Origin of the sequence: Delftia sp. DS1230, assembly GCF_040112715.1 — a bacterium.
GTDB lineage: Bacteria > Pseudomonadota > Gammaproteobacteria > Burkholderiales > Burkholderiaceae_C > Comamonas > Comamonas tsuruhatensis.
On record NZ_CP157763.1, the window covers coordinates 3,259,953 to 3,284,076 of the forward strand.

At 65.8% G+C, this 24,124-nt stretch carries 31 protein-coding genes and 1 riboswitch; of the genes, 20 read left to right on the plus strand and 11 right to left on the minus strand.

Going from position 1 to position 24,124, the window contains the following annotated elements:
• The first annotated feature begins 99 nt into the window (after positions 1 to 99).
• Positions 100 to 1,320 (plus strand): MFS transporter, encoded by a 1,221-nt coding sequence (locus AAN986_RS14565; RefSeq protein ID WP_017405018.1) that lies wholly within the window; start codon positions 100 to 102, stop codon positions 1,318 to 1,320.
• A 34-nt stretch (positions 1,321 to 1,354) separates the two neighbouring features.
• Here AAN986_RS14565 and AAN986_RS14570 read toward each other — a convergent pair whose 3' ends face one another.
• On the minus strand, positions 1,355 to 2,236 hold the full coding sequence (locus AAN986_RS14570; RefSeq protein ID WP_047218136.1) for a LysR family transcriptional regulator: 882 nt from the start codon (positions 2,234 to 2,236) through the stop codon (positions 1,355 to 1,357).
• A 113-nt stretch (positions 2,237 to 2,349) separates the two neighbouring features.
• Between AAN986_RS14570 and AAN986_RS14575 the strand changes: the two genes are divergently transcribed.
• Positions 2,350 to 3,894: an MFS transporter gene (locus AAN986_RS14575; protein WP_017405017.1), complete on the plus strand. Its 1,545-nt coding sequence runs from the start codon at positions 2,350 to 2,352 to the stop codon at positions 3,892 to 3,894.
• A gap of 103 nt (positions 3,895 to 3,997) precedes the next feature.
• Here the strand turns inward: AAN986_RS14575 and AAN986_RS14580 are convergent, their stop codons facing one another.
• Both AAN986_RS14580 and xseA read right to left on the minus strand, forming a co-directional pair.
• Positions 3,998 to 4,579 carry a Fe-Mn family superoxide dismutase gene (locus tag AAN986_RS14580; RefSeq protein ID WP_016445904.1) on the minus strand — a complete coding sequence of 194 codons (582 nt, stop codon included), beginning with the start codon at positions 4,577 to 4,579 and terminating at the stop codon, positions 3,998 to 4,000.
• A gap of 318 nt (positions 4,580 to 4,897) precedes the next feature.
• Positions 4,898 to 6,223 carry an exodeoxyribonuclease VII large subunit gene (gene xseA / locus AAN986_RS14585; RefSeq protein WP_349335284.1) on the minus strand — a complete coding sequence of 442 codons (1,326 nt, stop codon included), beginning with the start codon at positions 6,221 to 6,223 and terminating at the stop codon, positions 4,898 to 4,900.
• A 395-nt stretch (positions 6,224 to 6,618) separates the two neighbouring features.
• Between xseA and AAN986_RS14590 the strand changes: the two genes are divergently transcribed.
• The 6 genes from AAN986_RS14590 (at position 6,619) to adk (ending at position 10,737) form a co-directional block, all read left to right on the plus strand.
• Positions 6,619 to 7,251, plus strand: coding sequence for a MotA/TolQ/ExbB proton channel family protein (locus AAN986_RS14590; RefSeq protein WP_016445902.1), 633 nt, complete (start codon positions 6,619 to 6,621; stop codon positions 7,249 to 7,251).
• Positions 7,252 to 7,273: 22 nt separating this feature from the next.
• On the plus strand, positions 7,274 to 7,699 hold the full coding sequence (locus AAN986_RS14595; protein WP_012205405.1) for a biopolymer transporter ExbD: 426 nt from the start codon (positions 7,274 to 7,276) through the stop codon (positions 7,697 to 7,699).
• Between the two features lie 13 nt (positions 7,700 to 7,712).
• Entirely contained in the window at positions 7,713 to 8,729 is a 1,017-nt protein-coding gene (gene lpxK, locus AAN986_RS14600) for a tetraacyldisaccharide 4'-kinase (protein ID WP_047218138.1), read from the plus strand.
• 64 nt (positions 8,730 to 8,793) lie between these two features.
• Positions 8,794 to 8,976, plus strand: coding sequence for a Trm112 family protein (locus AAN986_RS14605; RefSeq protein ID WP_016445900.1), 183 nt, complete (start codon positions 8,794 to 8,796; stop codon positions 8,974 to 8,976).
• A gap of 53 nt (positions 8,977 to 9,029) precedes the next feature.
• Complete coding sequence (kdsB, locus tag AAN986_RS14610; protein ID WP_047218139.1) at positions 9,030 to 9,824, plus strand: 3-deoxy-manno-octulosonate cytidylyltransferase; 795 nt, start codon at positions 9,030 to 9,032, stop codon at positions 9,822 to 9,824.
• Between the two features lie 256 nt (positions 9,825 to 10,080).
• Positions 10,081 to 10,737, plus strand: a complete 657-nt coding sequence (adk, locus tag AAN986_RS14615) for an adenylate kinase (protein ID WP_016445898.1) — start codon at positions 10,081 to 10,083, stop codon at positions 10,735 to 10,737.
• 90 nt (positions 10,738 to 10,827) lie between these two features.
• On the opposite strand, the gene AAN986_RS14620 is transcribed toward adk, so the two are convergent.
• Positions 10,828 to 11,799, minus strand: coding sequence for an asparaginase (locus tag AAN986_RS14620; RefSeq protein ID WP_241150359.1), 972 nt, complete (start codon positions 11,797 to 11,799; stop codon positions 10,828 to 10,830).
• 116 nt (positions 11,800 to 11,915) lie between these two features.
• Between AAN986_RS14620 and lexA the strand changes: the two genes are divergently transcribed.
• Both lexA and AAN986_RS14630 read left to right on the plus strand, forming a co-directional pair.
• Positions 11,916 to 12,590, plus strand: a complete 675-nt coding sequence (lexA, locus tag AAN986_RS14625) for a transcriptional repressor LexA (protein WP_016445896.1) — start codon at positions 11,916 to 11,918, stop codon at positions 12,588 to 12,590.
• A gap of 162 nt (positions 12,591 to 12,752) precedes the next feature.
• Positions 12,753 to 13,160 carry a hypothetical protein gene (locus AAN986_RS14630; protein ID WP_047218141.1) on the plus strand — a complete coding sequence of 136 codons (408 nt, stop codon included), beginning with the start codon at positions 12,753 to 12,755 and terminating at the stop codon, positions 13,158 to 13,160.
• 83 nt (positions 13,161 to 13,243) lie between these two features.
• On the opposite strand, the gene AAN986_RS14635 is transcribed toward AAN986_RS14630, so the two are convergent.
• On the minus strand, positions 13,244 to 14,425 hold the full coding sequence (locus AAN986_RS14635) for an MFS transporter (RefSeq protein WP_017405012.1): 1,182 nt from the start codon (positions 14,423 to 14,425) through the stop codon (positions 13,244 to 13,246).
• Positions 14,426 to 14,566: 141 nt separating this feature from the next.
• Here AAN986_RS14635 and AAN986_RS14640 point away from each other — a divergent pair, with 141 nt between their 5' ends.
• The 3 genes from AAN986_RS14640 to AAN986_RS14650 all read left to right on the plus strand — a co-directional run bounded on the left by AAN986_RS14640 (position 14,567) and on the right by AAN986_RS14650 (position 17,064).
• On the plus strand, positions 14,567 to 15,448 hold the full coding sequence (locus tag AAN986_RS14640) for a helix-turn-helix transcriptional regulator (protein WP_047218142.1): 882 nt from the start codon (positions 14,567 to 14,569) through the stop codon (positions 15,446 to 15,448).
• Positions 15,449 to 15,605: 157 nt separating this feature from the next.
• Positions 15,606 to 16,082: a sigma-70 family RNA polymerase sigma factor gene (locus tag AAN986_RS14645; protein WP_017405010.1), complete on the plus strand. Its 477-nt coding sequence runs from the start codon at positions 15,606 to 15,608 to the stop codon at positions 16,080 to 16,082.
• Between the two features lie 4 nt (positions 16,083 to 16,086).
• On the plus strand, positions 16,087 to 17,064 hold the full coding sequence (locus AAN986_RS14650; RefSeq protein ID WP_047218143.1) for a FecR domain-containing protein: 978 nt from the start codon (positions 16,087 to 16,089) through the stop codon (positions 17,062 to 17,064).
• Positions 17,065 to 17,121: 57 nt separating this feature from the next.
• Here the strand turns inward: AAN986_RS14650 and AAN986_RS14655 are convergent, their stop codons facing one another.
• Together AAN986_RS14655 and crcB are read right to left on the minus strand one after the other, a co-directional pair.
• Positions 17,122 to 17,673 carry an ATP-binding protein gene (locus AAN986_RS14655; RefSeq protein ID WP_046239633.1) on the minus strand — a complete coding sequence of 184 codons (552 nt, stop codon included), beginning with the start codon at positions 17,671 to 17,673 and terminating at the stop codon, positions 17,122 to 17,124.
• Positions 17,674 to 17,851: 178 nt separating this feature from the next.
• A complete protein-coding gene (gene crcB, locus AAN986_RS14660; protein WP_016445889.1) occupies positions 17,852 to 18,238 on the minus strand; it encodes a fluoride efflux transporter CrcB in 387 nt (128 codons plus the stop codon).
• Between the two features lie 81 nt (positions 18,239 to 18,319).
• Positions 18,320 to 18,383: riboswitch (Fluoride riboswitch) on the minus strand.
• 167 nt (positions 18,384 to 18,550) lie between these two features.
• Here crcB and AAN986_RS14665 point away from each other — a divergent pair.
• Complete coding sequence (locus tag AAN986_RS14665; RefSeq protein WP_047218181.1) at positions 18,551 to 19,195, plus strand: DUF4124 domain-containing protein; 645 nt, start codon at positions 18,551 to 18,553, stop codon at positions 19,193 to 19,195.
• 547 nt (positions 19,196 to 19,742) lie between these two features.
• On the opposite strand, the gene AAN986_RS14670 is transcribed toward AAN986_RS14665, so the two are convergent.
• Positions 19,743 to 20,441 (minus strand): SOS response-associated peptidase family protein, encoded by a 699-nt coding sequence (locus AAN986_RS14670; RefSeq protein WP_349335729.1) that lies wholly within the window; start codon positions 20,439 to 20,441, stop codon positions 19,743 to 19,745.
• Positions 20,442 to 20,514: 73 nt separating this feature from the next.
• On the opposite strand from AAN986_RS14670, the gene AAN986_RS14675 reads away from it, so the two are divergent.
• From AAN986_RS14675 to AAN986_RS14695, 5 genes are read left to right on the plus strand one after another with little or no spacing between them, the layout of a single operon-like run.
• Complete coding sequence (locus AAN986_RS14675) at positions 20,515 to 21,006, plus strand: HNH endonuclease signature motif containing protein (protein ID WP_349335285.1); 492 nt, start codon at positions 20,515 to 20,517, stop codon at positions 21,004 to 21,006.
• A gap of 47 nt (positions 21,007 to 21,053) precedes the next feature.
• Entirely contained in the window at positions 21,054 to 21,332 is a 279-nt protein-coding gene (locus AAN986_RS14680) for a hypothetical protein (RefSeq protein ID WP_047473943.1), read from the plus strand.
• Positions 21,333 to 21,343: 11 nt separating this feature from the next.
• Positions 21,344 to 21,550, plus strand: a complete 207-nt coding sequence (locus AAN986_RS14685) for a hypothetical protein (RefSeq protein WP_349335286.1) — start codon at positions 21,344 to 21,346, stop codon at positions 21,548 to 21,550.
• An 8-nt stretch (positions 21,551 to 21,558) separates the two neighbouring features.
• Positions 21,559 to 21,807: a hypothetical protein gene (locus tag AAN986_RS14690; protein ID WP_349335287.1), complete on the plus strand. Its 249-nt coding sequence runs from the start codon at positions 21,559 to 21,561 to the stop codon at positions 21,805 to 21,807.
• Positions 21,808 to 21,812: 5 nt separating this feature from the next.
• Positions 21,813 to 22,019, plus strand: coding sequence for a hypothetical protein (locus AAN986_RS14695; RefSeq protein WP_349335288.1), 207 nt, complete (start codon positions 21,813 to 21,815; stop codon positions 22,017 to 22,019).
• A 9-nt stretch (positions 22,020 to 22,028) separates the two neighbouring features.
• Here the strand turns inward: AAN986_RS14695 and AAN986_RS14700 are convergent, their stop codons facing one another.
• From AAN986_RS14700 to AAN986_RS14710, 3 genes are read right to left on the minus strand one after another with little or no spacing between them, the layout of a single operon-like run.
• A complete protein-coding gene (locus tag AAN986_RS14700) occupies positions 22,029 to 22,490 on the minus strand; it encodes a YetF domain-containing protein (protein ID WP_349335289.1) in 462 nt (153 codons plus the stop codon).
• Positions 22,491 to 22,502: 12 nt separating this feature from the next.
• Positions 22,503 to 23,045 (minus strand): isochorismatase family cysteine hydrolase, encoded by a 543-nt coding sequence (locus tag AAN986_RS14705; RefSeq protein ID WP_349335290.1) that lies wholly within the window; start codon positions 23,043 to 23,045, stop codon positions 22,503 to 22,505.
• Between the two features lie 50 nt (positions 23,046 to 23,095).
• Positions 23,096 to 23,704, minus strand: coding sequence for a hypothetical protein (locus AAN986_RS14710; RefSeq protein ID WP_046985151.1), 609 nt, complete (start codon positions 23,702 to 23,704; stop codon positions 23,096 to 23,098).
• A 154-nt stretch (positions 23,705 to 23,858) separates the two neighbouring features.
• On the opposite strand from AAN986_RS14710, the gene AAN986_RS14715 reads away from it, so the two are divergent.
• Positions 23,859 to 24,062 carry a hypothetical protein gene (locus AAN986_RS14715; RefSeq protein ID WP_017406852.1) on the plus strand — a complete coding sequence of 68 codons (204 nt, stop codon included), beginning with the start codon at positions 23,859 to 23,861 and terminating at the stop codon, positions 24,060 to 24,062.
• Positions 24,063 to 24,124: the final 62 nt, after the last annotated feature.

The window sequence follows — 24,124 nt, forward strand, 5'->3', positions numbered from 1 at the left end:
ACGTATGCCAATGATACGGCGCGTCATGGGCAACCCGTAGAATCGCTGACATACGCCGCGTATGTGATTGCAGCGGCCTGTCCGTCTTCCGAGGTTTCCATGTTCCACGCCTACCGCCAGCTGTTCTCCCGGCCCGGCACGGCCGCCTTTGTGCTGGCCGGTCTCCTGGCCCGCCTGCCCCTTTCCATGACGGGTATCGGCCTGATCACCATGCTGTCCCAGCAGCGCGGCGCCTACACGCTGGCCGGCGCGGTCGCCGCCTGCTTTGCGCTGTCCATCGCGGTGCTGGCGCCCCGCATCTCGGCCCTGGTGGACCGCCATGGCCAGCGCAAGGTCCTGCCCTGGGCAGCGGCCGTGAGTGCTGCCGCCATGTTTGCGCTGCTGGCCTGCGCGCATTGGCAGGGACCGGAGTGGCTGCTGCTGGTGCTGGCAGCGCTGGTGGGTGCCCTGCCCAGCATGCCGGCCATGGTGCGTGCGCGCTGGACCGTGCTGCTGCGCGGCACGCCACAACTGCAGACGGCCTATGCGCTGGAGGCCGTGCTGGACGATGTCTGCTTCATCGTCGGCCCGCCCCTGTCGGTCGGCCTGAGCATGGTGCTGTTCCCCGAGGCCGGGCCGCTGGCCGCCTCCTTGCTGCTGCTGGTGGGCGTGGCGCTGTTCGTGGCCCAGCGCCGTACAGAGCCACCCGTGGACACATCGCAGCGGCGCACGCGCCAGCAGTCGCTGGCCCGCCATCCCGTGGTACGCACGCTGGCGCTGTTCATGCTGGCCCAGGGCATCATCGTGGGCACCATCGACGTGGCCAGCGTGGCCTTTGCCACGCAGCAGGGCCAGCCGGCGGCGGCCAGCATCGTGCTGTCGTTCTATGCGCTGGGCTCCTGCGTGATGGGACTGGTGTTCGGCACGCTGCGCCTGAAGGCGCCGCTGCACCGCCAGATCGCCTGGGTGGGCGCCTCGGTCTGCATCACGGCCGTGCCCCTGCTGCTGGCCACCAATGTGTTCACGCTGACCCTGGCCGTGCTGCTGGCCGGCATTACCTTCGGCCCGACCATCACCGTGGCCATGGGCCTGGTGGAGCAGCAGGTGCCGCCCCAGCGCCTGACGGAGGGCATGACCTGGCTGCTGACCGGCATTGCCATGGGCGTGGCCCTGGGCGCGGCCGCCGCCGGCTGGGCCACCGACCTGTGGGGCGCGCGCATCTCCTTCGTGGTGGCGCTGCTGGCCGGTGCTGTCATGTGGGCCCTGGGCGTGCTGGCCGCACGCCAGGCACGAACGAAAGAGAGCCCGCCTGCCGAAGACGCAGCCGCTGCCTGCACCTGAACACGGCCCCAACGCCCGCGCCAGCCCAGACCGCTCAGGCCGTGGCCATCAAGGCCAGCAGCTCGGCCAGGCGCTGGCGCATCCACAGCGCTTCGACCCCGGGCGCCAGCCCTTCCAGCCAGAGCATGCGCACGGTCAGCGGCGGCAGCGCCAGCCCCTCGCAGGCGCGTTGCCGCAGATGCGGGCGCAGATCGCCGAACTCGGCAATATTGACCGGCAGGATGGCCCAGCCCAGGCCGTCGGCCACCATGTCGGCAATCACATAGAAGCTGTTGGAGCGCCAGACGGCGGGACTGAGCACGGTGTCCTCCACGCCCTCGATGTGCATCAGCAACTGGCGGTGCGCGGCCAGCTGCCTGCGCGTCAAGGACTCTGCGCCATCGAGCACATGGCCCTTGGCCACGCAAATGGTCTGCGGCACGCTGCCGATATGGCGCTGGGCACAGGTGGCCGGCGCAGGCGCTCGGTCGAACTGGAAGGCGACCTGGGCACGCTGCGCCGCCACATGCTCGGCCACTTCGGAGGCCGTGCCGTTCAGCACGGTCAGCTCCATGGCCGGAAAGCGTGCCGCCAGCTCCTTGAACAGCTGGGCCAGCGGCACATAGGGCAATGCCTCGTCCAGCGCAACGGCCAGGCGCGCCTGCCCGCCTGCGGCCAGGGCGCGTGCGCGGTGGTCCATGGCCTGGGCCTGGTGCAGCAGGGACCGGGCCTCCAGCAGCATGACCTCGCCTGCGGCCGTGAGCCGCACATGGCGTCCCACACGGTCGAACAGCTCCAGCCCCAGATCGGCCTCCAGCAGGCCGATGGCCGTGCTCACGGCCGATTGCGCACGGCCCAGGCGGCGCGCAGCCTCGGTCATGGTGCCGGCCTCGGCCACCGCCACGAAATGCCTCAGTCTGTCCAGTGTCCATTCCATCCATCAATTTTATTGATTGAATTAAACTTTGATAAAGCATTTTATTGATGGAAACTGCGGCTTTCATCCAAAGGAAGCTCCGGCCCACAAGGCCAGGGGCAAACAGGTGCTTTATGGCGTTCACGACGCAAACCCGGGTCCCCGCTGCGGGGCATCCCTCCAAATCTCTGGCGGCCGACCCGCGCCGCTGGCTGGTGCTGGCCATCGTCTCGGTGGCGCTGCTGCTCATCGTCATCGACATGACGGTGCTCTACACGGCACTGCCGCGCCTCACGCATGACCTGGCGGCCACGGCCTCCGCCAAGCTGTGGATCGTCAATATCTATGCCCTGGTGGTTTCCGGCCTGCTGCTGGGCATGGGCACGCTGGGCGACAGGCTCGGCCACAAGCGGCTGTTCATGGCCGGGCTGTGCGTGTTCGGCCTGGCATCGCTGTGCGCGGCCTTTGCGCCCTCGCCCGCCCTGCTGATTGCGGCGCGCGCGCTGCTGGGCGTGGGCGCGGCCATGATGATGCCGGCCACGCTGTCCCTGATCCGCCTGAGCTTTGCCGATGAGCGCGAGCGCGCGCTGGCCATCGGCATCTGGGCCTCGGTGGCATCGGGCGGTGCGGCCTTCGGCCCCGTGGTGGGCGGGCTGCTGCTGGAGTATTTCTGGTGGGGCTCGGTGTTCCTGATCAACGTGCCCATCGTGCTGCTGGCCCTGCCCCTGGCCTGGTGGCTGATTCCCGCAGGCGGCGCCACCTCGCAGCGGCCCTGGGACTTTGTGGGCTCGCTGCAGGTCATGGCAGGCCTGGTGGCAAGCACCTACGCGATCAAGGAGGCCGGCAAGCAATCGCCCGACTGGGTCCTGGCCGCCGTGACCCTGGTGCTGGGCCTGGGCTTTCTTGCCCTGTTCGTGCGGCGCCAGCGGCGCAGCAGCGACCCGCTGCTGGACTTCGCCCTGTTCCGCAACCCGGCCTTTGCCACGGCCGTGGCCTCGGCCCTGGTGGCTGCGGCCGCGCTGATCGGCATGGAACTGGTCTTCAGCCAGCGCCTGCAGTTGGTGCAGGGCCTGTCTCCGCTGCAGGCGGGCCTGGCCGTGCTGCCGCTGCCGCTGGCCGCCTTTGTTGCCGGCCCCGTCGCAGGCCACTGGCTGCCGCGACTGGGTGGGGCCCGCATGCTGCCGGCCTCCCTGTTGCTGTCGGGCCTGGGCATGGGCGGCTACCTGCTGGTCCATGACATGGGCTGGTGGCCGCAGGCGGGGGCGCTGGCCCTGCTGGGCCTGGGCATAGGCGCGGCCATGACCACGGCATCGAGCACCATCATGCAAAGCGCACCCGCAGACCGTGCAGGCATGGCGGCTTCGGTCGAGGAGGTGTCATACGAGCTGGGCGGCGCCCTGGGCGTGACGCTGATGGGCAGCCTGCTGTCGGCCGTGTACGCAGGCTCTTTGCGCCTGCCTGAGGGGCTGGGCCTGGCCCTGCCCGATTCCGTGCGCGACAGCCTGGACGAAGCCCTGCTGGCCGCCGAACAGCTGAGGCCTCAGGCCGCGCACCAGTTGACCGAACTGGCACGCACGGCCTTCGGCCAGGGTTTCAGCGCCGTGATCGCCGGCGCCACGCTGCTGCTGGTGTGCACGGCGCTGTGGACGGGGTGGCGGCTGCGCGGTCAGCGCCGCTGAACGGCGGCACCCCGGCCTCAGCCAGAAAGCAAAAAAGCCCCTTTCGGGGCTTTTTGGGCGCTGCGTGCACGTTGCGCGTGCACATTGCTGGCAGCTGCTTCGATCAGGCGAAGTTCTGCTCGGCAAACTTCCAGTTCACCAGCTTGTCGAGGAAGGTCTCGACGAACTTGGGACGCAGGTTGCGGTAGTCGATGTAGTAGGCGTGTTCCCAGACGTCCACGGTCAGCAGGGCCTTGTCTTGCGTGGTCAGGGGCGTGCCGGCGGCGCCGGTGTTGACGATGTCCACCGAGCCATCGGCCTTCTTCACCAGCCAGGTCCAGCCGGAGCCGAAGTTGCCCACGGCCGACTTCACGAAGGCTTCCTTGAAGGCGGCATAGCTGCCCCACTTTTTGTTGATGGCGTCAGCCAGGGCGCCGGTGGGCTCGCCGCCACCGTTGGGGGCCATGCAGTTCCAGAAGAAGGTGTGGTTCCAGATCTGGGCTGCGTTGTTGTAGATGCCGCCGGAAGACTTCTTGACGATCTCTTCCAGGGTCATGCTTTCGAATTCGGTGCCCTTTTGCAGATTGTTCAGGTTCACCACATAGGCGTTGTGGTGCTTGCCATGGTGGTACTCCAGCGTTTCCTGGCTGTAGTGGGGCGCCAGCGCGTCAATCGCATAGGGCAGAGGGGGCAAGGTATGTTCCATGGTGTTTCCTTCGTGGTTGAAATCTTTTAGGACGGGCCAGCACCTGTTGCGCAGAGCGCCTGCAGCGCCTGCCGTGACCGTCGCGCGGGGCCTGCATTGCGCGCATTGCTGCGAGCCCTGGCCCTCACGCACCCGAACGGGCATTGTAGGAACAAGTTCGTGACCCTGCGGCGAAAGCGCGCTCCAAATCGGCCATCTTGGCCCGCTGCCGCGAGGGTGGATGTGAATTGACCGCAATCCGGCCAATCGGCCTACACGGATACCGCCTGCCGCCCGCCACTCCCTGCACGCCGAACGCTGCACACAGCGGGCCGCAGTTCAGAGCAGGCGCGGCTGCGTCACCACCAGGTCCAGGCAGCCGTCCGCCAGTTGCGCCTGCAGCGCCGTGCCCGGTGGCGCACGGCGCGCCTCGGTCACGGGATGGCCCTCGGTATCGGTGAGCAGGGCATAGCCGCGCTGCAGCACCAGGCGCGGGTCCAGCAGTTGCAGGCGAAGCTCCATGCGCGCCAGGTGGTCCGCGCGCCTGTCCAGGCCGCGGCGCATGCCCGCAGGCAGCTGCGCCTGCAGGCCCTGCCCCGCGTGGTCCATGCGCTGCAGCCTCAACTGCATGTCATGGCGCAGGCGCTGCGCCTGGCGGCTGAGCTGCAGCCGGCTGCGCGCCAGCTGTTCGCTGGGCCGGCCCAGGCGCTGCGACGCCAGGTCAAGGCGCTGCTGCTGGCGGTCCAGCAGCCGTTGCACCCCGTCCTCCAGCCGGCCCTGCATGAGCTGCAGCGCACCCAGCCAGACGTCGCGCGGCTGACTCACCAACTCTGCCGCCGCCGTGGGCGTGGGCGCGCGCAGGTCGGCGCAGAAGTCGGCAATGGTGAAGTCGGTCTCGTGCCCCACGCCGCTGATCAGCGGCACCGGGCTTTGCACGATGGTGCGGGCCAGGCGCTCGTCATTGAAGGCCCAGAGGTCTTCGATGGAGCCGCCGCCGCGCACCAGCAAGATGGTGTCGATGTGCGGCGCGCCGGCCACCGATCCCGCGCCTTCCTGCGCCAGCCCATAAAGCCTTTGCAGCGCGTCGATCAGCGAGGCCGGCGCCTGCGCGCCCTGCACCAGGGCCGGCACCAGCACCACGGGGATGTGGGGCACGCGGCGGCGCAGCGCGGTGATCACGTCGTGCAGCGCGGCAGCCCCCGGCGAAGTCACCACGCCAATGCCGCGCGGCAGCGGCGGCAGGCTGCGCTTGCGCGCCGCATCGAAGAGGCCTTCGGCCTCCAGCTGCGCCTTCAGCCGCAGGAACTGCTCGAACAGTGCGCCCTGGCCTGCACGCTGCATGCTTTCGACGACCAGTTGCAGATCACCGCGCTGCTCGTAGACACCCAGCCGGCCCCGCAACTCGACCAGCTCGCCATCGCGCGGCGAAAAGTCCATGAGCTGGGCCGCGCGCCGGAACATGGCGCAGCGGATCTGCCCGCCGGCGTCCTTGATGCTGAAGTAGCAATGGCCGCTGGCCGCGCGCGAGAAGCCGCTGATCTCGCCGCGCACCGCCACCGGATTGAAGCGCGCCTGCAAGGCATCGCTCACGGCGCGGCACAGCGCGCCGACTTCCCAGACCAGCGGCGCCGCTGCTGGATTCATTGCGCCAAATGCACCGCTCATGCGGGCTCCCGGTCAGCATGCAGTGCAACATTCTCCACAGGCCGGCAGATGCAGCATTGAAGAGGCACTTTGGCGGTGATTTGCACAAGCAATCTCAAGAATACCTCGCAAGCATTTGATTAATAAGAGATTTTTTACTGAAACAAAGAATTCACATTTGTCACAGTGGTCATTCGCCGTCGCCGCCGCATCTGCGCAGGCAGCTTGATAACAAAGTTATCCACAGAAAATTGTGCTATATGAGCAAGCCCGAGGCCGGAAACCGGGACACCGCCCGTTGCCTGGATGCTGCGCCCGGTCACAGTTTTAGGCCGATCGCGCAGCCGGGACGCCTGGACCGGCCACATGGCTGGGCCATAATCGTCGGCTGCAGTTAAACGCGGGGGGAAAACAACTTGCTGTCGATCATACAAGCCGCAGGCTGGCCGATCTGGCCACTGATTGCCTGCTCCATCCTGGCTCTGGCCCTGGTCTTTGAACGCTTCGTGGCGCTGAAAACAGCCCGTGTTGCGCCGCCTGCCCTGTTGGGCGAGGCGATTTCCGTGTCCTCGCGCGGCCTGCCCAGTCAGGAAGTCGTGCAGCAACTGGCACAGAACTCCACGCTGGGCGAGGTCCTGGCCAGCGGGCTGCGCGCACTGCAGGCCCATCCGGACAGCAGCGAGGAAGAGCTGCGCGCGTCCATGGAAGGCGCCGGCCGCGCCGCCGCCCACACGCTGGAAAAGCACCTGAGCGCACTGGCCACCATCGCCTCTGCCGCCCCTTTGCTGGGCCTGCTGGGCACGGTGATCGGCATGATCGAGATCTTCGGCTCGCAAGGCGGCGCATCGGCCACCGGCGGCAGCAACCCCGCCCAGCTGGCGGCCGGCATCTCCATCGCCCTGTACAACACGGCCTTCGGCCTGATCGTCGCCATTCCGGCCCTGATCTTCTGGCGCTACTTCCGCGCCCGCGTCGACGGCTACCTGCTGGGCATGGAGCTGGCTTCCGAACAGTTCGTGCGCCACCTCACCCGCGTCGGCGGCAAGTGAACCAGCACGCGAGAGACCTGACATGAACTTCCGTCCCCGCCGCCGTGACGAGCCCGAGATCAACCTGATCCCGTTCATCGACGTGCTGCTGGTGGTGCTGATCTTTCTGATGCTGTCCACCACCTACAGCAAGTTCACCGAGCTGCAGCTGACCCTTCCGGTGGCCGACGTCGAGCAGCAGCGCGACCGGCCCCGCGAAATCATCGTCGCCATCGCAGCCGATGGCCGCTATGCCATCAACAAGACCGCCGTGGAAGACCGCAGCGTCACCGGCCTGACCCAGGCGCTGGCCGCAGCGGCCGTCGCCGGCAAGGACAGCGTGGTCATCATCAGCGCCGATGCCACTGCGCCGCACCAGTCCGTGGTATCGGTGATGGAAGCCTCGCGCCGCGCCGGACTGTCCCAGATCACCTTCGCCACGCAGACCTCGGCCAGCGCCGGGCGCTGAAGGCAAGGCCGCCATGCCCCGGACTGGTCCTGCCCCCGCAGCCCGGGGGCTTCGCGCGGCCTGGCGCCACCGCGGCCCGCTGGCCTGCGCCCTCTTCCCCCTGTCCCTGCTGTACCGTGCCCTGCTGGGCCTGCATCGGCTGCCCTATGCACTGGGTTTCAGGCGTGCAGGCCAGGCCGGCATTCCGGTCATCGTCGTCGGCAACGTGATTGCGGGCGGCGCCGGAAAAACCCCCGTCACGCTCGCCCTGGCCCGCCATCTGCAGGATGGCGGCTGGAACCCTGGAATCGTCTCGCGCGGCTATGGCCGCAGCACGGACGACTGCCGCGAAGCCCATCCTGACAGCGCCCCCGCCGATGTGGGCGACGAGCCCGCACTGCTGGCGCGCGCCAGCGGCGTGCCGGTCTTCGTGGCCCGCAAGCGCATCGAGGCCGTCCAGGCCCTGCGCGCCCGCCATCCCCAGGTGGATGTGGTCATCAGCGACGACGGCCTGCAGCACCTGGCCCTGGCCCGCGACATCGAGCTGTGCGTCTTCAACGACGACGGCATCGGCAATGGCTGGCTGCTGCCGGCCGGCCCGCTGCGCGAACCCTGGCCGCGCCCCGTCACCGCCGTGCTGCATGCAGGCGCAGCCCCCGACACCGACGCCCCCGCGTTTGCCATGCAGCGCCAGCTGTCCAGCGAAGCCGTCAATGCCCAAGGCGAGCGCATTCCCCTGGCGACCCTGCGCGGACGACCCGTGGAGGCCGTGGCCGCCGTGGCCCGGCCCGAGGGCTTTTTCTCCATGCTGACCCGCGAGCAAGGCCTGACGCTGGAGCATGTCCAGGCGCTGCCGGATCACTATAATTTTGAGAGCTTCCAGCGCCTGGGGCGCAACGAAGACCCGCTGGTCTGCACCGAAAAAGATGCCGTCAAGCTGTGGCGCACCCATCCCCAGGCCTGGGCGGTTGCGCTGCAATTGCAGCTGCCGGCGGATTTCTGGGCGCTGCTGGATGAGCGGCTGCAGGCACTGCGCCCCTGCCCCGCCTGACTATCATCTCCGTCTCGGCTGGCTGCCACGGCCCGCCCTTTCCCTTCAAAACACAGGATCCGCCATGGACGCCAAACTTCTCGAACTGCTGGTCTGCCCCGTCACCAAAGGCCCGCTGCGCTTTGACCGCGAGCACCAGGAACTGGTCTCGCGCAGCGCGCGCCTGGCCTACCCGGTGCGCGACGGCATTCCCGTGCTGCTGGAAACCGAGGCCCGCACGCTGGACGACGACGAGATCGAGGACTGATTTTTCCCATCACCTGCGCCGCCCCACGCCTTCGCCTCACTCCTGCACGCACCATGTCCTCCGCGCCCTTCACGGTTCTGATTCCCGCCCGCCTGTCTTCCAGCCGCCTGCCGGGCAAGCCCCTGGCCGACATTGCAGGGCTTCCCATGGTCGTGCGCGTGGCACAGCGCGCCAGCCGCAGCGGCGCCGCCCGGTGCGTGGTCGCAGCCGATGACGAAAGCATCCTCGCCGCCTGCGCCGCGCATGGCGTGGCGGCCGTGCTCACGCGCAACGACCATGCCAGCGGCAGCGACCGACTGGCCGAGGCCTGCGCGCTGCTGGGTCTCGATGGCGATGACATCGTGGTCAATGTCCAGGGCGACGAGCCGCTGATCGCCCCCGAACTCATCGACGCCGTGGCCGCCCTGCTGCCCCGGCAACCTTCGGCCAGCATGGGAACGGCGGCGCATGCCATTGACAGCCTTGCCGACTTCGTCAACCCGAACGTGGTCAAGGTCGTCTGCGATGCCCAGGGCATGGCCCACTATTTCAGCCGTGCGCCCATTCCCTTCGCGCGCGAGCATGCGGACCAGGCATGGTGGAAGACGGCATCGGCAGCGTTGGGCCACCCCGGCTTCGCACCGCTGCGCCACATCGGCATCTACAGCTATCGCGCCGGCTTCTTGCGCAGCTTCCCCCAGCTTTCCCAGGCACCCACCGAGGCACTGGAGGCCTTGGAGCAGTTGCGTGCGCTGTGGCACGGCCACCGCATCGCCGTCCATGTCACACCCCATGCACCCGGCCCTGGCGTGGACACGCGCGAGGATCTGGAGCGGGTGCGCGCCCAGCTGTCCAACCCGCCGGCCTGAATCGGCCGGCCGCTGAAAACGCACAAATGGCGATGCCGGGCATCGCCATTTGCAGCAACGCCGCCCATGCGGTTTTGTCGGACAGCAAAACGCAGGTTTTGGCGATTGCACAGGCGACAGTTTTGCCCCGTGCGTGTAAGCCAGTGTTGGCCCTGTGCGTGCTATCCTTGCCCGCGACAAAAATATGACGCATGGACTGTCCGCCCCGGTGGGCCGATCCGGCAGACAAGAATTTCTACTCTCCTCAAGGACTTCCATGAAACTGATTTTGTTGGGCGCACCCGGCGCCGGCAAAGGCACGCAAGCCGCTTTCATCTGCCAGAAGTACGGCATTCCCCAGATCTCCACCGGTGACATGCTGCGTGCCGCCGTCAAGGCCGGCACGCCCCTGGGCCAGCAGGCCAAGGCCGTGATGGACGCCGGCCAACTGGTCAGCGACGACCTGATCATCAATCTGGTCAAGGAGCGCATTGCCCAGCCCGATTGCGCCAACGGCTTCCTGTTCGACGGATTTCCCCGCACCATTCCCCAGGCCGACGCCATGAAGGCCGCCGGCGTGAAGCTGGACTACGTGCTCGAGATCGATGTGCCCTTCGATGCCATCATCGAGCGCATGAGCGGCCGCCGCTCCCACCCCGCTTCGGGCCGCACCTACCACGTCACGTTCAACCCGCCCAAGGTCGAAGGCCTGGACGACGTGACCGGCGAGCCGCTGGTGCAGCGCGAGGACGACAAGGAAGAAACGGTCAAGAAGCGCCTGGACGTCTACAGCAGCCAGACCCGCCCGCTGGTGGACTACTACCGCGCCTGGGCCGAGAAGGAAGCCGCAGCAGCCCCCAAGTACCGCGCCATCAGCGGCCTGGGCTCGGTGGAAGACATCACCCAGCGCGCCCTGGCAGCACTGGCTGAATGACGCAGGCCATGCGCCAGACCCCAGAAAAGCACCCGCCGGGTGCTTTTTTGTTGCCGGCCTGCATCTGAAGCGCCGGCGACGCCCGGAGGATCAGTCGCGCGGCTGCGCGGCCAGCGCCAGCATCATGGCAATCCGCGCCTTGGCCACGGGCAATTGGACCAGATCGGCCTCTACGGGGTCCGTGCCAAGCCCCGAGGCAACGGGCAGGCCTTCGGCGCAGCGCGTGCCCCGCCAGATCCAGACGCCTTTGTCGCGCGCACGCAGCAAGGCCGCTTCCATGCTTTCGTGAACGGTCGCATTGCCCGTGCCGGCCACCACGATGCCGCGCACGCCTGCGGCCACCAGCGCATCCACGCCGCAGGCTCGCGCCAGGGCACCGCTGAACACCACCTCGACCCAGGGCAGCTCATCCAGCGCCAGCAGGTCAGACAGAGCGGGAGCGAAAATCACCATCCGCGCAACGGGGGCAACCGGCGTGACCGGCGCATCAGGCACCAGCCAGCGCACGCGCCCTTCCTCCACCAGGGCCTGCGGGCCACCTTCCATGGAGCGCATGGCCTGCAGTCGGTAAGGGTGGACTTTTTGCACCTGGGCCGCCGCATGCACTTCGCCGCCGGCCACCACCCACACACCGCTGCGCCCGCCGCTGGCGGCCACGGTCACGGCATCGCGCAGATTCTGCGGTCCGTCGGCCAGCAGGGCCGTGGCCGGGCGCATGGCGCAAGTGAGCACTATGGGCTTGGTGGCAGGCAGCAGGCTGTGCAGCAGCCAGGCCGTCTCTTCCAGCGTGTCCGTTCCATGCGTGATCACCACGGCGCGTGTGTCCGCATCCTCCAGCGCCTGCGTGCAGGCACGCAGCAACGCGCGCCACACGGGCCAGTCCATATCCTTGCTGTCCACCTGCGCGATCTGCTGCGTCTGCACAGGCCCCAGCGCCTGCTGCTCCAGATCCGGCACGGCATCGAGCAGCGACTGCACCGTGATCTGTCCGGCCTTGTATCCCACTGCCTGCGACTGCGAATCCGCCCGGCCGGCGATGGTGCCGCCCGTGCCAAGAATCACCAACTTTGACTGCCCCACTTGCACCTCTTGGAAAACTGGTTAAAAATACAGATACTGTATAAATCATCAGATGACTTCTCTGCCTGTCATCTGAATTCAAGGACCGGACGCACGCCATGCTCGACCATCCCAAGCTCACCGCCCGCCAGCAACAGATCCTGGACCTGATCCAGGCCGCCATCTCCCGCACGGGCGCGCCCCCCACCCGCGCGGAAATCGCCAACACGCTGGGCTTCAAGTCCGCCAACGCAGCAGAGGAACATCTGCAGGCCCTGGCCCGCAAAGGCGTGATCGAACTGGTCAGCGGCACCTCCCGCGGCATTCGCCTGCGTACCGACACCGTGCGCAACATCAATGCCGCACGCGGCACCAGCTTCGGGCTGCCGCTGTCGGCCCTGGCGCCGCTGATGCTGCCGCTGGTGGGCCGCGTTGCGGCGGGCTCGCCCATTCTCGCCCAGGAACATATCGACCAGACCTATTCCGTCGAACCCAGCCTGTTCCAGGTCCGCCCGGACTATCTGCTGCGCGTGCGCGGCATGTCCATGCGCGACGCGGGCATCATGGACGGCGATCTGCTGGCCGTGCAGTCCGCGCATGAAGCCCGCAACGGGCAGATCGTCGTGGCACGCCTGGGAGATGAAGTCACCGTCAAGCGCCTGCGCCGCACCACGCAGGGCGTGGAGCTCCTGCCGGAAAACCCCGATTACCCGGTGATCCGCGTCGCTCCCGAAGAGGCCTTTGCCATTGAAGGCCTGGCCGTGGGGCTGATCCGCAACAGCATGTCCATGTAAGCCGGACGGGCAGCCCTGCACGGGTTGCCACCCCCTATTTCATGCACCGCCCAGGTGGTAGGCGCGAAGCCTTGCAGCTTCGCCCTGGGCGGAGCTTTGCCCGCAAACCGCAATCCTGCCTGTGTCCATGCCTCTTTGAAATACGCCAACAGGAGTCGTCACATGGGATTCGCTCTGCCAACACTGTCTTCTCTGTCCTTCCTGCGCCTGGCACAGGGCATTCGCCTGCCCGCCGCCGCCATGGAGCCCGCCATGCGCACCATCCAGCCCGAATCGCCTGTGCAATCCGAGCAGGCGACCATCCTGTCCTTCAGCAAGGCCCGCCGCCGCAGCCAGCAGCGGCGCAGCAAGTCAGCACGGCTGCCAGAACACAGGGATGCGCAGCTGCTGCTGCCCCTGCAACCCGAACTGCCCTCCCTTCCGGCAGATCAGGCCCTGCCTTCGGGTCTGCGCATCATCCAGCGCTCGCCGCAGGAGCAGCCCGAATGCCTGTTCATCTCGGGCCGCATGGCCGATGTCTGTGCCGCCCTGGAACGCATGGAAGCGCACGGCACGCAGACACCGGCCTGAGGTCGCCCTGAGACCAACCCGTCCACCCGGTCTGCGAGAGCCCGGGCCTGTCTCTTGCCTTGCCCAGCGGCAGGGGCTGCGCATCAGGCCCTGACAGCCGCCGGTGCAGCACTCCCCTCGCTGCGCCGATTGCGCATGCACCACGCCTGCGCCGCGGCAACGCACAGAATGCACAGCACGACGCTCAACGAAAAACGCAGTCCGCGCGCATCGGACAGCATGCCGAACAACGGCGCCACCATGCCGCCTATCGACATGGCCAGCCCCAGGGTCAGCCCGCTGGCCGTGGCCTGGTTGCGCGGCAGATAGTCCTGGGCCAGCGTGACCTGGGCGGCAAATGGAAGAAACATGCACACGCCCAGGGCCATGGTGCAGGCCAGCGCCATCCATGGCGTGGAGGCCAGGGCCAGGGCCGCCAGAGCAGGCAATGCCAGCAGGTAGCCGGCGCGGATGGCCTGCATGCGCCCCCGGCGATCTGCAAGCGTGCCCCCCAGCAAAGTGCCCACCGCCGCAGCGGCTGTGAATGAGGTCAGCGTGGCCGCTCCCATGAAGTCCGAGCCGCCCAGCTCGCGCGTCACGAACATGGGCAGGGTGGACAGCACCGTCACATAGGGAATCGACCAGCAGACGATGACCCCGCACAGCAGGAAGAAGGCGCGCCAGTGGTTGGCGGGCAATTCGCCCTGAGCCACGGCCGGGCGCCGGGTGGCGCAATGGTCCTTGGCTCCATCCCGCCAGGTACAGGCATACCAGAGCACCAGCATGGCCGCTGCAGGCAGGGCCAGCATCCAGCTGCGGTGCAAGGCGCCTGCGCCCACCACGGCCGCAGCCAGCATGGGAGCGAACGATGCCCCCGCCGTTCCGCCCACCGAAAACACGCTCATCGCCTTCTGCGAGCCGCCGCCCGCCATGCGGGCCGCCACCGTTGCGGACGGATGGTAGGCCGCGATCCCCAGGCCGCACAGCACGGCAGCCAACCAGCTGACCCAGTAGTCCGGGCTCATGCCCACCAGGGCCAGGCCCAGGGCGGCCACCACAAAGCCGGCCGGCACCATCCAGGGCCGTGGCGACCGGTCGGCATACAGGCCGAACAGCGGCTGGACCATGCTCGACAGGCCCGTGGCCGCCAGCATCAGGCCGCTGGCTTCCGTATAGCTGTAGCCGCGCTCCAGCACCATGAAGGGCAACAGCGCAGGAACCAGTCCCTGGTAGAGGTCGTTGATGGCATGCGTGCCCGTAAGCAGCCCCAGACGTGCGCGGTTCATGCCCTGCCTCCTGTCACGTCCGTCATTCTCGAAAGGGAAATCATCTCCATACCTGCCACTTTCCTGCGGATTGAAAGTGGGTCATCGTAGAAAGTGCATGATCTGCATTCCTGCTACGAAGCAACAACAATCGTCGAGAAAATGACAACCCGGCAAAGTGGCCCACTTTCCCATGCCCGCACCAGCGCCTGCCTGGATGACGTGCCTGCGGCCGCTCCATTGCCCCCGCACGGCGAGCACACGGCCCGCCCGGTCGTGGCCTTTGCCACAGACATGGCGGCCGGCGCTGCCATCGCACCGCATGCCCACCGCCGCGGCCAGCTGCTGCATGCCACCGAAGGAGTGATGCTGATCCGCGCGGATTCGGGCAGTTGGGTCGTCCCCCCGGGATGCGCCGTCTGGGTTCCACCACAGGCCCTGCACGCCATCCACATGGCCGCCGGCCCCGTGGCCATGCGCACCGTGTTCGTGGAGCCGGGGCTGCGGCCCGGCCTGTGGCAAGACTGCCGAGTGATGCAGGTCACGCCCCTGCTGCGCGAACTCGTGCTGGAGGCCATCGAGCTGCCCATGGACTACCCGCTGGGCGGCAGGGAGGAGCGTGTCATGCAGTTGATCCTCGACGAAATGGAGCGCGCCCGCGCCCTGTCCTTGCACGTGCCCATGCCCCGGCATGGCGCCCTGGCCGCCTGCTGCCGCAGCTTTGTGGACGACCCATCGCAGGACGCCGGCCTGGCCAGTTGGGCACAGCGGCTGCACATGCATCCCCGCACGCTGGCACGCCTGTTCCTGCGCGAGACCGGCATGAACTTCGGCGCATGGTGCCGCCAGGCCCGTCTTCTGCTCAGCCTGCCCCGGCTGGCCGCTGGCGCCTCGGTCCTGGAAGTGGCGCTCTCCCATGGATACGACAGTCCCAGCGCCTTCACCGCCGTCTTCCGGCGCAGCTTTGGCGCTCCGCCCAGCGCCTACCAGCGCAATCGCCCGGCGCAGGGCCGGCGTGGAAGTTCCGCCAGCATCTCCCTGTAGCGCACATGCAACAGAAAGATACCCAGTCCTCAGGAGTAAAGCCTGCGTGAAAGATAATTGATAAGCATTCTTGTTATCTTTTGCAACCGAGACCGCCACGTTGCCCATCTCGGCTTCTACGCCCGGTCTCCCCGCTTCTTTCGCACAAGCCCTCTCCGTGCACAGCCTCTACCAGAATCACCATCCCTGGCTGGAAAGCCTGCTGCGCAAGCGCCTGGGCAACCGTGACGATGCGGCCGACCTGGCCCAGGACACCTTCGTGCGCCTGCTGCGCTCGCCAGTGCCGCAGCAGGACATCCGCGAGCCCAGGCGCTACCTGGCCACCATCGCCCGCGGCCTGGTCACCGACCTGTTTCGCCGCCGCACGCTGGAGCAGTCCTATCTGGACTATCTTGCACAGCTGCCGCAGTCGCTGGCGCCTTCGCCCGAGGAGCAGGCCATCGTCCAGCAGACCCTGCTCGACGTGGACCGCATGCTCCAGGGCCTTGCACCCAAGGTGCGCGAAGCCTTCGTCCTGTCCCATTTCGAGGAACTGAGCTACCCCGAGATCGCCGAGCGCCTGGGCGTGTCGCTGCGCACCGTCAGCAACTACCTGACCCGGGCGATGGAGCATTGCTGCCTGGTCCTGGCATAGCCACATGGGCGAGGGATCTTTGGAAAGCAACGACCGACGGGCCTTGCATGAGGCCGCTGCCTGGCACGTGAAACTGCGCGGCACCGCGGTGACGCCAAGCCTGCAGCAGGCATGGACGGACTGGCACGAGGCCGACCCCGCCCACCAGCGCGCCTGGCTGCGCGTGCAATCCGTCACCGCACAGCTGTCGCATCTGCCCGCACCCTTGGCGCGCCAGGCGCTGGGCCGCCGCTCCGACCCCAATCGCCGTTCTGCGGTGCGTGCTGTGGCCCTTGGCCTGGGCAGCGGTGCCACGGCCTGGCTCGCCTGGAAAGGCGCGCCGCTCGAGCACTGGCAGGCAGCTCATCGCACCGCCACTGGCGAGCGCCGCGACCTGACGCTGCCCGACGGCTCCCTGGTGGCCCTGGATACAGCCACCTCCGTGGACGTGGCTTTCGACGACCGCCAGCGCCTGCTGCGCCTTTACCGCGGCCGCATCCTCGTCGCCACCGGGCCAGACGCACTGGGCCGCCCCTTCAGTGTGCAAACCCCGCAAGGCCATGTACTGGCCCTGGGAACGCGCTTCACGGTCCATGTCGCGGACGACGGCCTGTGCCATGTCAACGTGCAGGAAAAGACCGTGCGCCTGCAGCCCCTGGACAGCGAAGCCACCCCCACCGAGCTGCAGGCCGGGCAACACGCCGCCTTCTCGACCAGCGCCACCCAGCCACCCGCGTCTGCCGATCCCTTTGCCGCCAGCTGGCACGAAGGCGGACTGATCGCGCTGGACATGCCGCTGGGCCAGCTGATCGACGCCCTCGCCCGCTACCGGCCCGGCTACCTGGGCTGCACGCCCGAGGTGGCAGGCCTGCGTGTCTCGGGCGCCTTTCCCGTGGACGACACCGATCGCGCCCTGGCCGCGCTCGTCAGCCGCTTCCCCTTGCAGTTGAGCACCCGTACACGCTATTGGGTGCAAGTGCAGGCACGGTCTGGCGGGGATTGAGTAGGCGATCGAGGAGGCGTTCCAGTGGGCGAGCCGGCGGCCGCACGGCCTTTGCGGTCAGGCCCGCACATACGGGTGATGTACCACGTCGAAGCCCTCCTGTGCGCAAGGCGCGACAAAGTAGCTGGTGATCAGGTCGAACTGCTCATCGCTGGCCTGAAAGGGATGATCCCCCGCCGCATTGCGCGCACGCAGGCGCTGCTTGCAGACCTCATCGGGCACATCCAGGAAATGCAGGCGGTGGGAGGCACCCACCCTCTCGAACACGCTGCGCGCCCAACCTCTGCCTTCCAGCGTGTTGGCAGGAAAGTCCAGCACCACTGAAACGCCGGCATCCAGCAGCGCCTGCACATGCGCCCCCATCAATCCCTTGAGTCGCGCGCTGCAGCGCACGTAGTCGGCCACCGACTGCATCTCGCCGGGATACAAACCGGCCAGCCAGGAATCCTCGCTGACCAGCACCGTGCCGGGCTGCGCCGCCAGTTGCCGTGCCAGCGTCGACTTGCCCGAGCCGATCTTGCCGCAGACCATGTGCAGCGTGGCCGGCCGCGCAGCGCGGGAATCGGCCTGGGCGTCGTCCGCATGGCGGGACGGTTCGAAAACCTGCATATCCATCTCCTGAAAGGCTTGTAAAAACCCTGGAGGCGGAATGGAAAAACCCGCCTCTTCTGGGCGGGTTCCATGGCGCTGAAGGCCGCTGGCTAACCCACCATCCAATGGATGGTGCGAATAATCTGCGATGCGTTCAGGCGGGCCATGGCGCACAGCATAGCGCAATCAGGGCGCCTCAATGGGCCACCATCCGAACCAGCCCCAGCCCCGCAAACAGCGCGGCAACGCCCAACACCAGCGAACCCAGCGCATACAGCACGGAAGCGAGCCAGTCGCCGCGCTCGTACAGCATGCCGATCTCCAGTGCGTAGGTCGAAAACGTGGTGAAGCCGCCCAGAATGCCCGTGGTGATGAACAGCCTCGCACTCTGCGGCAGCGAAGTCTTGAGCGCAAACCACTCCACCACCACCCCCATCACGAAAGCGCCCAGCACATTGATCGCCAAGGTGCCCAGCGGATAGGCACTGCCCACCAGCCGCAGTGCAAGCAGGTTCGAACCATGCCGGAGCGCGGAGCCGAGGCCGCCGCCCACGAACACCAAAATGAAACCGTAGATACCCATGACCGTCCTTTCATCAAACAACCGGGACGGGCGCGCCGGGCAGGATCAAGACACGGCCCTGCCACCGGCAGGACACGCCCCACCAAGGCAGGAGCCATCAGCCCCTTGCAGGGCGGTTTCGGGAAGCTCCATTCCCATCGTGCAGCCAGTGCTGCGGTGGTCGAGTTTACTCCGGGCAAGCGAGCACAGGCAGCCATCCCCTGGCGGCAATACCGACCCTGCATCCCTTGCAGCGGCCTATTGGAATAACTTAATCTCAACCGATTCACCGTACCGGGATACCATCACTCCCATTCATTCACCGAGATGCATATGCGCCTATTGACTCTGACAATCGTTGCGACATTTCTGGCTTTACCTGCCGCCGCCCAGGTCTATCAATGCAAGGATGTTTCTGGAAAACTGATTTTTTCAGACAGCCCCTGCAGCAGCGACCAATCCGGCGCACTGATACAGCGCAAAAAATCGGACGATGAAATCTACCGCGAACGGGCCGAGGCCGCAGAGGCCAATGAGCGAAAGCAGCCGCGCCAGATGAACGAAATGCAGCAGCGCCAGATCGAGAGCCAGCAGCGCGTCATCGAACAGCAGGCCCGCAAGGCGAATGCTCCTGCACCGGAGCAGCTCGGCGCATCCTCCCAGTGCAAGGAGGCGCGCAAGGAGCTGGAATTCGTATCCAGCATTCGCACCCTTTCCCTGGATGAAAAACGGATACGCACCAATGCAGCAATCACCAGCGTCAATGCTGCATGCGGCTCCAATACGCCGCTGATGCAGGAACCACCGAAGCCGGTTTTCACACCGCGGGCGGCCCAGCCTGTTCCTCTATCCAGTTGCAATGGTGCACTTTGCTACGACAGCAATGGCGGAATCTACAACCGCAACGGCCAATTCATCAGTGACAGTCAAGGGCGGAGCTGCCGAATACTGGGTGGAACCATGATTGAGTGCGACTGAGCGCGGTCCATCACACTCTCGGCCTTCACCGGCTTCGCCGGCAGGTGGCAACCCCCAAGTCCCGTCCGACCAGGGGTCCGCAAGGCGTTGCAGGGTGTAATTCGCTGATACAGCTGCGCGGGCGACAGAGCGTGCCAGTGACCGGTTTCACCTGCCAGGGCTTGCCGGCATCTGCGCGGCTTGTGTAACCACGGCTGCGCGATCTGGCGCGGGCCGAAGCCTTCAGCCTCAAGCCCGGGGCTGCTTGAACGACAATGTGACCGTCGGGCCTCGGGGCCCTGGCTGCGCAAGCGTCACACAATAGTCAGGCAGGCCGGTTCAGGTAGGCGTTGATGATGCCCAGGGCAAAGCGCAAAAGCGGATCAGAACATTTGCCGACAACCTCTTGCGCGGCAACCCGGAGATAAATCAAAGGCTTATGAGAGATTCACAGGCAATGAACATCATCATTCTTGAAGAAGCCTTCTCCCTCTGATTGTCAGGATATTCTCCAAAAGCTACACCAGAACCTACACCGTATTCGGCGGGAAGCGGGTTCTGCTTCTGCTTATTCCTCAGCCTTTAGAGCGAGCAGTTGCTCAGCCGGCAGAAGCGCCTCCTCCTCCGGCTTTTCCGCTCCGCTCTGAAGTACGCCAAGCGGCGGCAGCTTGATCAGCGCGTCGGCCTGGGCGGCCGTGCCGTGCAGCCAGGCATCCCAGTCGCCAGGCTCCAGCATCACGACCCCGCGCTTTTCTTTTCCCGGCCGGTGCATCAGCGAGAGCACTGGGTGCCCGTCAGCAGGCTGCGTGATCATCGTGTAGTTCGGCACGACCTCGCCAGTCGCCGGTTCCACCCACTCCGAATACAGGCCGGCCAGGGCCGCCGCCGTGCCATCCGCGCGCCTGAACGACCACCACACGTTGCGGCTTCCAAGGCCCCAGTACGGCTCCACCCAGGACTCGACGGGGATCAGGCAGCGCTGGCCCGCGCGCCATGCCGGCGCAAACGTCCAGGACTTGGCCAACGTCTCACGGCGCGCGTTGTTCGTGCTCATCGGCTTGCCGTCGACCGTCATGGGCCGCCGCGTCTTCGAGCTGCGCGGAATCATGCCCCACTGCCCAACTTCCAGCACGCCGCCGGGCTTGATGTACGGCCCCAGGGCCAGCGGCGTGACGTGCGGCTTCCACCAGCGTGGTGGGTTCTGCGATCCCACGCGCCACATGCGCTCGATCTCGGTCTCTCGTGGGGTGTTGTAGCGATTACAGATAGCGGCCTCCGTTTGTGATGACCCAAACTACTGCCCTTCCCATCCTCACTCTCTACTTCTCTGACATCTGACCATGACAAGCGAAGCTCTCACTGACAGCCAATTGCGATCTTTGCTGAAGTACGACCCAGATACTGGCCAATTTGAGCGCCTTGTTCGCATGGGGCGCTACCAGGCCGGGACACAGGTGGGGGCAAAGATGCGAAGCGGCTACATCGCAATCCGCATCAACTTCAAGCTGTACTACGCCCATCGCTTGGCATGGCTCTACGTTCATGGGGCTTGGCCGCCCGATCAAGTCGACCACATCAATGGAGCCCGGGATGACAACAGGATCGCCAACCTTCGTTTGGCGGATCGCTTTCGCAACACTCAAAACCTTCGCTCAGCCAAGGCGGGCAACAAGTCTGGACTGCTCGGTGTCTCCCCTCACCAAAACAGGTGGCGGTCTTTTCTCCATGTGCATGGCAAGACGCATCACCTCGGCCTGTACGACACCCCGGAAGAGGCTCACGCAGCCTACGTCGAAGCGAAGCGATCGATGCACGAGGGAAACACTTTGTAGAAGTGCACGCTGACTTACGCATAGTATTACTGTATATTTATACAGTCATGAAAGTCAAAGTCACCATCCTCAGGGAAGCCGGCGCGCGTAGCTACCATCGTGGCCCGCAGCAAACGGTCAAGGGCGAACTGGACCTCAAGCACTACGAAGTGCCGGGGGAACGCAGGACCATTCCCGTGCTGCGAATCCTTGGCGACGCCCGAAACAACCAGCTTTTCGAGCCCCGGCTGATCTACGCATGCGCGGGCAAAATGAAGTTCAGCGGGCTGGAGCACTGTGACCACGCATGGCACGCGCAGGAGTGGTCCTGCGAGTTCGACTACTGATGGAGTTCGTCATGCTCAAGTACGAAGAATTTCCGACGCTGCTCACCTACCCGAAATGGCTGAACTGGCCAACACAGCAGGTGCTGCCAGGGGTGCCTGAGGACTATCGCATCGAGCAAATCCACAGCGACTGGTTCGTCGTCTGGGGTCCGGGTGACGACCGCGTGTACAGCGGCTGTGGCCCGGTCTCCGTTGACCGGTCGCCTGCCCCTTTCTGAAGCTCGCCATGCATAACCAAAACCAGATCGAACGCGGCGTAATCGCAAAAGTGCGAGGCGAAGAGATGTCTGCAGCTCAGCGGGCGCTGCCGCACCCTACGCGGGACCAACCTCAGTACATCACCAGCGAGATCAACACCCTGCTTGCCGGGCGCGTGCGCATCACATTCGAGCTGCAGATGTATGGCCACGGGCGCCACCGCTTCTGGCATTGGGTCGGCAAGGGAGCGGTGCAACTGGAGCAGCCCGCTGGCTGAGCCAAATGGACTCGCTCATCTGGGGCGGCGCGCCCACGGCGCCGGGCTGGTATGCGGTCGTGGTGGACTACGGCCGGCGCCCCTTCCCAGCGGCGCGACGCTGGTCTGGGTCGTTCTGGGACGATGAGCGCGGCATTCTTGCCTTCGACGGGCCGCACGCCGATGCCGAGGCGGCACTGGACTGGGCCATGGAGCGCTGCCCAGAGAATTGACAGGTTCGACTACTGCTTTTTCTGCACGCTAATGGATCCGTCGGCCTCCAGGAACATGCAGCGGATTTCTGATTCCTCGCAGTCTGCCTCGCGCAGCGCCTTCTCGATATCGTTGCGCGATACCCGGTGGCTTTTGCGCGCACCGTCGAAGATCTTTCCATCCCGCCCCAGCAGCACCGCCTCGCCCTCCAGCAGCTTTTCCGCACCGCGCCAGCGTGCCGTCACGAAACCCACGGCCGTATTCAACGCAATGAGGATCACGCACACCAGCAGCCCCCCAGGCAGGGACTGATCAGACCCTGTCATTGAGGGCCCTGCCGCCTCGCTCACCAACATCACCACCAGCAGATCGAATGGCGTGAACTGGCCCACGGTCCGCCGCCCCGTTATACGCATCATCAACAGCAGCAGGGCATAGACGGCCAACGCGCGAACTGCCAACTCAAACGGATGGATGTCCAAATTCCACATGCTCACGCCCCTTCATTTGCGCGCCGCCCATGGGCTACGCGCCGAGGATCGCACTGAACACTTGAAGGCCTGCCTCAACTGCCGCAATGCCTGCTGCCGCCGCGCAGGCGTCTCGGCCGCCGTGCAATCGCTGGGCACCCAGACCTCGTAGCCCGACATGCGTGCATCCGTAGCCGTGAGCATGACGCACATATCCGCAGCAAACCCCACGATGACCAGCCTGCGCGCATGCATTCTGCCCAGCAGATGCAGCAGCGGCGTGGAATGAAAGGCCGAATGCTGGGGCTTGAGAATCACCAGATCCTCCGCATCGGGCGCAAGCAGCCGAGCGATTTCACCGCGCTCGCCAGCCAAACCCTGGCAGGCGGCAAGAATGTCGCTGAACTCGCTGTGCCAAGTACCGTAGTTGTCGTTGGCGTAGATCGTAGCCACGCCCTTTTCACGAAGCCTGGCCTTGAGCCGCACAATGCGCCGGGCAGCCCGTACCGCTTCCTGCAGCAAAGGCCCGGCATTGGGAAATTGAAGCGGGTTGATGACATCCACCAGCAACAGCACCTCCGCGCTGTGAGGCACTGACGTGGGTTCTAACCACCTCGTCCTGGACATCACAGCATGGATTCGCGTTGCTGCTCCGCTCGAGATGCGCCGATGGCAGTTTCAACCTGCTTGACCTCTTCAGGGGGAGGCAGGACTGCTGGCATCCCCAAGCTCTGGATCCACAACTCGCGGCACCAACCCTTGGTGTGATACAGGTGATGATCTTCATCCTTTTCCACTCGAGCGTGAGCCTCCTTGAGGGCCTTGCCCGTTTCGCCTGTAGCCACCTCGGCGACCTTGCCCAGGAGCTCCCAGTTGGCGTGGTCCTTGGTCTCAGCGTGGACCACGCACTCGCACGCCACGAGTTGCGCTGCGGCTGCATTACCCCCCCTGAGAGCCAACTCCATCGCCTTCACCAGCGATGAGCCTATGTGCTTCACAACGTCACGGGAAGGCGAAGCTTCGTCCGGGTTGACCCCCAACAGTTCACAGGTAGTGCGCACCACGTTCTGGTGGCTGAGCGTCTCTTCGAGATACTCTTCCCATTCCTTTTTAAGGTCATCGTTCAGGGCACAGGTAAGAGCAGTTCTATACACCTGCTCACCTCCCAGTTCCGTTTCCATCATCTGCAGCAACAGATCTTTGAGCTGAGAATCGTCATATCGTGGTTTAGCCATTTGCATACTCCGATTTACAGTTGCGGTCCGGCGATGGTCGGCCAACCTTGGAGCTTGGCGCGTAAGCAGCAACTGAAGGGTATGTAGTGCTTCTCGAAAGTTACGTGTACGTCCAAGACCGTCAAAGAATGACGGGCGGAGGCACAATGGCTGCATGAGATTCATCGTGCTACTGATCATCGCTGCAGCCCTGTTCTACGGAGCGTCTCGGATTTCCCACATACAGATCGGTGAGCGCGCTACAGGCGGCTACGACGGCGCATCAATGACGCCGCAGCAACGCGTCATCCAGGCCGAGAAAGAGGCCCGAGAGGCGGCAGAAGCAGCGCGCGCCGCGGCGATGAGGCAAGCCGAGTAGCGCCGACGCCGAAGGAACAAGGCCAGTGATGTGAATCTGAATTGACATCCCGCTATATGCTA

What these genes read in the sequence shown, in the direction of transcription:
- adk (WP_016445898.1), top strand. Translation starts at nt 10,081, where the DNA reads ATGAAACTGATTTTGTTGGGCGCACCCGGCGCCGGCAAAGGCACGCAA.
- AAN986_RS14570 (WP_047218136.1), bottom strand. Translation starts at nt 2,236, where the DNA reads ATGGAATGGACACTGGACAGACTGAGGCATTTCGTGGCGGTGGCCGAG.
- crcB (WP_016445889.1), bottom strand. Translation starts at nt 18,238, where the DNA reads ATGGGTATCTACGGTTTCATTTTGGTGTTCGTGGGCGGCGGCCTCGGC.
- xseA (WP_349335284.1), bottom strand. Translation starts at nt 6,223, where the DNA reads ATGAGCGGTGCATTTGGCGCAATGAATCCAGCAGCGGCGCCGCTGGTC.
- AAN986_RS14710 (WP_046985151.1), bottom strand. Translation starts at nt 23,704, where the DNA reads ATGGCTAAACCACGATATGACGATTCTCAGCTCAAAGATCTGTTGCTG.
- AAN986_RS14685 (WP_349335286.1), top strand. Translation starts at nt 21,344, where the DNA reads ATGCTCAAGTACGAAGAATTTCCGACGCTGCTCACCTACCCGAAATGG.
- AAN986_RS14640 (WP_047218142.1), top strand. Translation starts at nt 14,567, where the DNA reads ATGACAACCCGGCAAAGTGGCCCACTTTCCCATGCCCGCACCAGCGCC.
- AAN986_RS14675 (WP_349335285.1), top strand. Translation starts at nt 20,515, where the DNA reads ATGACAAGCGAAGCTCTCACTGACAGCCAATTGCGATCTTTGCTGAAG.
- AAN986_RS14680 (WP_047473943.1), top strand. Translation starts at nt 21,054, where the DNA reads ATGAAAGTCAAAGTCACCATCCTCAGGGAAGCCGGCGCGCGTAGCTAC.
- AAN986_RS14665 (WP_047218181.1), top strand. Translation starts at nt 18,551, where the DNA reads ATGCGCCTATTGACTCTGACAATCGTTGCGACATTTCTGGCTTTACCT.
- AAN986_RS14605 (WP_016445900.1), top strand. Translation starts at nt 8,794, where the DNA reads ATGGACGCCAAACTTCTCGAACTGCTGGTCTGCCCCGTCACCAAAGGC.
- AAN986_RS14595 (WP_012205405.1), top strand. Translation starts at nt 7,274, where the DNA reads ATGAACTTCCGTCCCCGCCGCCGTGACGAGCCCGAGATCAACCTGATC.
- AAN986_RS14655 (WP_046239633.1), bottom strand. Translation starts at nt 17,673, where the DNA reads ATGCAGGTTTTCGAACCGTCCCGCCATGCGGACGACGCCCAGGCCGAT.
- lpxK (WP_047218138.1), top strand. Translation starts at nt 7,713, where the DNA reads ATGCCCCGGACTGGTCCTGCCCCCGCAGCCCGGGGGCTTCGCGCGGCC.
- lexA (WP_016445896.1), top strand. Translation starts at nt 11,916, where the DNA reads ATGCTCGACCATCCCAAGCTCACCGCCCGCCAGCAACAGATCCTGGAC.
- AAN986_RS14565 (WP_017405018.1), top strand. Translation starts at nt 100, where the DNA reads ATGTTCCACGCCTACCGCCAGCTGTTCTCCCGGCCCGGCACGGCCGCC.
- AAN986_RS14650 (WP_047218143.1), top strand. Translation starts at nt 16,087, where the DNA reads ATGGGCGAGGGATCTTTGGAAAGCAACGACCGACGGGCCTTGCATGAG.
- AAN986_RS14630 (WP_047218141.1), top strand. Translation starts at nt 12,753, where the DNA reads ATGGGATTCGCTCTGCCAACACTGTCTTCTCTGTCCTTCCTGCGCCTG.
- AAN986_RS14695 (WP_349335288.1), top strand. Translation starts at nt 21,813, where the DNA reads ATGGACTCGCTCATCTGGGGCGGCGCGCCCACGGCGCCGGGCTGGTAT.
- AAN986_RS14580 (WP_016445904.1), bottom strand. Translation starts at nt 4,579, where the DNA reads ATGGAACATACCTTGCCCCCTCTGCCCTATGCGATTGACGCGCTGGCG.
- AAN986_RS14690 (WP_349335287.1), top strand. Translation starts at nt 21,559, where the DNA reads ATGCATAACCAAAACCAGATCGAACGCGGCGTAATCGCAAAAGTGCGA.
- AAN986_RS14715 (WP_017406852.1), top strand. Translation starts at nt 23,859, where the DNA reads ATGAGATTCATCGTGCTACTGATCATCGCTGCAGCCCTGTTCTACGGA.
- kdsB (WP_047218139.1), top strand. Translation starts at nt 9,030, where the DNA reads ATGTCCTCCGCGCCCTTCACGGTTCTGATTCCCGCCCGCCTGTCTTCC.
- AAN986_RS14575 (WP_017405017.1), top strand. Translation starts at nt 2,350, where the DNA reads ATGGCGTTCACGACGCAAACCCGGGTCCCCGCTGCGGGGCATCCCTCC.
- AAN986_RS14635 (WP_017405012.1), bottom strand. Translation starts at nt 14,425, where the DNA reads ATGAACCGCGCACGTCTGGGGCTGCTTACGGGCACGCATGCCATCAAC.
- AAN986_RS14700 (WP_349335289.1), bottom strand. Translation starts at nt 22,490, where the DNA reads ATGTGGAATTTGGACATCCATCCGTTTGAGTTGGCAGTTCGCGCGTTG.